The sequence below is a fragment of the Leyella stercorea genome (assembly GCF_021531655.1).
In genome coordinates this window covers 1-5,033 of record NZ_JADYUF010000086.1, presented here as the reverse complement: position 1 = coordinate 5,033, position 5,033 = coordinate 1, and the positions used below count along the sequence as shown (strand labels likewise).

Annotated in this window: 3 protein-coding genes and 1 riboswitch; of the genes, 2 read left to right on the top strand and 1 reads right to left on the bottom strand. The window is 48.6% G+C overall.

Annotation, left to right across the window (positions count from 1 at the left end; translation table 11 throughout):
• Nucleotides 1-263: 263 nt before the first annotated feature.
• Nucleotides 264-2,447, bottom strand: a complete 2,184-nt coding sequence (locus I6E49_RS13945) for a DUF4838 domain-containing protein (protein WP_235403074.1) — start codon at nucleotides 2,445-2,447, stop codon at nucleotides 264-266.
• Nucleotides 2,448-3,211: 764 nt separating this feature from the next.
• Nucleotides 3,212-3,311, top strand: a riboswitch (TPP riboswitch).
• 88 nt (nucleotides 3,312-3,399) lie between these two features.
• On the opposite strand from I6E49_RS13945, the gene thiD reads away from it, so the two are divergent.
• Complete coding sequence (thiD, locus tag I6E49_RS13940) at nucleotides 3,400-4,215, top strand: bifunctional hydroxymethylpyrimidine kinase/phosphomethylpyrimidine kinase (protein ID WP_235403070.1); 816 nt, start codon at nucleotides 3,400-3,402, stop codon at nucleotides 4,213-4,215.
• A 9-nt stretch (nucleotides 4,216-4,224) separates the two neighbouring features.
• On the top strand, nucleotides 4,225-4,848 hold the full coding sequence (locus I6E49_RS13935) for a thiamine phosphate synthase (RefSeq protein ID WP_262911563.1): 624 nt from the start codon (nucleotides 4,225-4,227) through the stop codon (nucleotides 4,846-4,848).
• Nucleotides 4,849-5,033: the final 185 nt, after the last annotated feature.

Below are 5,033 nucleotides of genomic sequence, written 5' to 3'. Positions count from 1 at the left end.
AAATAATGTAAGACTTGCTTCTTGTACTACTTGTCTGTTTATGTAAATCTTTTCAAAGAACTCTTTCTTTTCGTTTCCCGAACACTACTTAATCTCGTTTTGCTTGAGGTTTCGTTCTCGAAAGCGGATGCAAAGGTATAACAAAAAGTCTTACCGTGCAAGAGTTTCGACGAAAAAGTTTCAAGAAAACTTGCATTTTCGGTTTGGAATTGACCAAAATCAAGGAAAAAGCACGTTTTCAAGCGCTTTTACCTTGATTTTCTTTATTCAACCACAACTTCGTCAATAAAGAACCAGGCTGGATATCCAACACCATAATGCCATGTGGGGCATAGACCGATGGTCTTTACCGCCACGCGAATGTATCTTGCCTTGATAGGTTTGTCAAGACTTACGGTAGCAGGAACGAACTTCACGCTGATGTCGCGGTCTTCAGTAAACTCATGATTGCCTATCAAAGTGTATGCCTTACCGTCCTCGCTGGCGTAATAAGTCACGCTCTTTGGCATCAGAATCCACGCTCCGAGCTGATGCAGGAAGTCGGTGCTGACCTTTTGAACAGTCTTCACCTCTCCCATATCCAGCGTAAAGTCGGCATCTTTGCCTTTCCATCCCACCCAACTCTCAACAAAAGTGGTGCCTCCATAGAGTCCGTCGGTGAGAGCCTTGTCGGCAATAGGCAGGTATTTTTCGTCTGGCGGCAGGTTCCAAATCACATTTGCACCAGCCGCCTTGTTCTTAGTATCAGTAGGAAGGAAACGCTGACGATAGAGTCGGCAATAGTCTTCCACATTATTATTACGTTCGTTGAGTGTCGTCACTCCGTACATGGCACAAGTATTCTGGAACGTATCGAGCGCCTTCTCAGTATACGCCTTGTCGCCACCATTCTCCGTGCGTGCAATCTCCAGTTCGCTATATCGCAGCGGCAGTCGTGCTATGCGAACATGCGCCAGCCTTGCCGAGTCGGCAGCCACCGCCTTCTCAGCCTCATCGAAGAGTTCGTTGTATGCCTTGCGGAGGTTGGCATTGAGCATACCTTTCTTATGAGTTATCGGCGAATCGTATATCCACAGCGGAATGCCCGACGACAGCAGCGCACCGGTAAGCATCTGCTGATACCTATATAAATATGTGGCAGCCGGACCATAATATCCCTTCATGAATGTCTTCATCAACGAGTCGGCATCCAATTCGGGATTCCACATCAGCTTACCTATTATATATGCTCTCATTTCGGAGAAGTCGGTGCCAAGCGAACCGTTCACCTGTTCGAAGAGCATTGTGGCATGATTGCGCTTGAAGAGCTGTATGTTCTTCTTCAGGATATGGAAGTTGGGGAACGGTGCCACCACATTGTCGAAATTGATGCCATAGTCCCACACGAAAATATTGTTGGATATCTTCGCCCAACCTTCCATTGCCTTCACGAAATCGCGTCCCGACTCGTTGTCGGTAAGTGGCACCTCGCGCTTGCAGTCGATGTCGCAAAGCATGATGTTGACGTTAGGCAGCGGCTTGACATGCTTTGGCGGGTGCATGGTGAACAGATAGGCAAGCGTTGAGATCTGCTTGTCGGGAAACCGCTCAGCCAATCGATTGAGAAACCTGATGTAGCATCCAGCGGGCGACCCCTCATACTCGTTCACCTTCTTGCATTCGGGACATTGGCAATAAGTGTCGTTGCCGTCGTTCTGACTTACGGATATAGTGTTGCGTCCGGGATTGGCTTTGAAGATAGAGTCGATGCGATTGGCTACAATCTCGAAAATCTCAGGATTGGAGAGACACCACTGGCTATGATTGCCGGGGCGTCGTTCGCCGCTGATGAACGAATAGTATTCGGGATGCGCCTTACCATACACCGACGATGGCAGCAGTCGGTCGAACGTATGCACCCACATATCGTTGGCAAACACCTCACTGTGATCATGTAATCTCATCCAGTCGCGGTAAGTGTTGTCGTTGTTTGAATAGCTGAAAGTCTGTCGGAAGCGGAATGCAGGACTTTCTGCCACGTGCATCTTAGGAATGCGTATGTCGGCAGAAGGAGTAAGCGTATAGAAGTCCTTCGCCAGATAGTCTACGCCAACAAACTTTTCAAGAAGCGTAGCCACGCCGTATATGGCACCCTTTCCGCCTGCCGACTTAATGGCGAGTGTGCCGTTCGAGCAGTCGATTACGTATCCGTCGTCAGTAGCCTCCATGGTCTTTTCGCCTATCACCACATCGTTCTTGGCACGTTTGGTTGTGGCTATGATTTTAAGTTCGCCCCCTGACGTCTCGCGAACAAAGCGCTGCAGAAGCGTGGCAGCCTTGCGGTTGACGTCGTTATCCTCTACAAGCACTATGCGTCCCTGCTGTTTGCCCTTGCTGACAAGGCAGACCTGTGCCATTGCCGCCATAGGTATCATAAGACATGCGATGAGCAGCGCTCTATTGAACATATTGATCATTGTTTTGTAGTAAGAAATTTTAGTAATAAGTTAGTTTTAAAATAATGTACGCACAAAGGTACATAGAAAGATGCAAATATCGCACAAGCAGTAAAATTTTATTACAAAATGAAATCTTATTCTAGAGATTTCGGAAGCGTCTTTTATCATATTTTGCAGCATCGGAACACCCCTACCCGGCTGTCAAGGCTATTCTGCATTACTAAAGTACCACTTCTGCATAGCAAAAGGACTACAATCAGAATGCAAATGAAGTCCTATTGCATTGCAAAAGGAGCCTTAATGACAGGCAAAAGGAGTACATTTTAAAGAAAAAGGAGTCTTTTTGAGCTTTGCGATTTTGCACAACAACACCCACAAACAGCATAACACACTGTATACAAGCACAATAACTGCTGCACGCTCAAAACTCGAAAATTTCGGGCCAAAGATTTCTTTGTGCGCTCAACTGGCAGTATTGAGCGATAAAAATGCAAATATTGTGCAGGAGCGGAGCTTCGGGTAGGAGGCTATGGCGTCCTCGCCTTAGCCTGCGAAGCAAATGGACGAGTGTTTACTATAATAAATCAAGTTTTATCAAAGATTCTTTTTGATTGTTTCATTTGCTTGCTCAGGGCATGGCGAGGACGCCATACCCTCCTACGATTAATACCTTCTAAAACCGTTGCATCACCACTAATTTTGGAAGAGCCAGTTTTTTCGTATAAAATCCTTTGCCGTTTCACCTTTTTTGTATAATTTTGCGTACGAACCAAACAAGAAATTAGGGGTGCAGCATGGATTGTGCTGCTGAGATTATACCCGTAGAACCTGAAGCGGATAATGCCGCCGTAGGAAATATTTCTATCCTGTACAATCAACAAGTTGACAACAGTTGCATACAATTGCAGAGCGCATTTGCGGCAAACCCTTGCAACAGCCCCACACATATGAAACGACAATTATGCAATACAGATGTGCCCTTACTATAGCCGGAAGCGACAGCGTAGGAGGTGCCGGCATACAAGCCGACATCAAGACAATGTCGGCTTTGGGAGTGTATGCAGCCTCAGCCATCACAGCCGTGACCGTGCAGAACACCCAGGGAGTGTACGGCATTGAAGCAATCCGACCCGAAATAGTGGGCGGACAGATTAGTGCCGTAATGGACGATATACATCCGAGGGCTGTAAAAATAGGAATGGTGAACGATGCCGATACCATTCACGCCATTGCCGAGACATTGGGCAAATACAAAGGCGTGGCGGTTATCATCGACCCCGTTATGGTTTCGACAAGCGGATGCCGACTGATGCAGGAGGATGCTCTGCAGGTGTTTCGCACCGAACTGATGCCTTTGGCTTCGCTCCTGACGCCCAACGTACCCGAAGCCGAAATCCTGTCGGGCATAAAGATTGAGACTGTTGACGACATGGATCGTGCTGCTGGCAAGATATGCCGCGAAGCTGGATGCGCCGTTCTGGTAAAGGGCGGACATCTCGACGGCAACACCAAGACCGACATTCTGTATGCCGACGGACAGCGGGTGGAGACATACGAGGCACAGACCGTAGAGACACGCAACACTCACGGAACGGGATGCACTCTGTCGTCTGCCATTACTGCCCATCTGGCTTTGGGATACACGATGGCTGACGCAATAAGATTGGCCAAGACATATTTATATAAGGCTCTTGAGGCTGGCAAGGATGTGGAGATAGGACGTGGACACGGGCCCGTAAACCACTTCTTCAATCCGCACCCATACTACACTAAATAAACAATACTGATGATACAATTCATAACTCATACCAACTCACGCTACGGTTATACCGACGGCGCACGCATGGCTCTGGAAGGCTGTTGCCGATGGATTCAACTACGCATGAAGGGTGCAACCGACGACGAGGTGCGACCTATTGCTCACGAAATACGCAAGCTGTGCACCGAATACAATGCCAAGTTCATTCTCGACGACCGTGTGAACCTGGTCATTGAGACCGGTGCCGACGGCGTGCATCTTGGCAAGAACGATATGCCTGTAGACGAAGCGCGACGCGTGCTCGGTACACATTATATAATAGGTGGCACCGCCAACACGTTCGACGACATACAGCGACTGGCCCGTCAGGGTGCCGACTACATAGGATGCGGCCCCTTCCGATTTACTACGACAAAGAAAAACCTCTCGCCTATTCTCGGACTTGAAGGCTATCAGCGCATAGTAAAGCAAATGCACGATGCCAATATCAATCTGCCGATTGTGGCGATTGGCGGTATCAAGGCGGAAGACATTCCTGCCATAATGCAGACGGGGGTGACGGGCATAGCCGTGAGTGGCGCTGTGCTGGATGCAGAGAATCCGGTGGAGGAAATGAAAAGGTTCGTCAAAAGCACAAAACCAAACCCATGAAGCCCTACCCCCGGCCCCTCCCCAGTAGGGAGGGGAGTGGTGTGAACGACTAATCAAAAAAACTAAAGCCCTACTCCCGGCCCCTCCCCAGTAGGGAGGGGAGTGGTATGAAAGGCTAATAAAAAAACTAAAGCCCTACCCCCGGCCCCTCCCCAGTAGGGAGGGGAGTGGTATGAAAGGCTAAT

What these genes read in the sequence shown, in the direction of transcription:
- thiD (WP_235403070.1), top strand. Translation starts at nt 3,400, where the DNA reads ATGCAATACAGATGTGCCCTTACTATAGCCGGAAGCGACAGCGTAGGA.
- I6E49_RS13935 (WP_262911563.1), top strand. Translation starts at nt 4,225, where the DNA reads ATGATACAATTCATAACTCATACCAACTCACGCTACGGTTATACCGAC.
- I6E49_RS13945 (WP_235403074.1), bottom strand. Translation starts at nt 2,447, where the DNA reads ATGTTCAATAGAGCGCTGCTCATCGCATGTCTTATGATACCTATGGCG.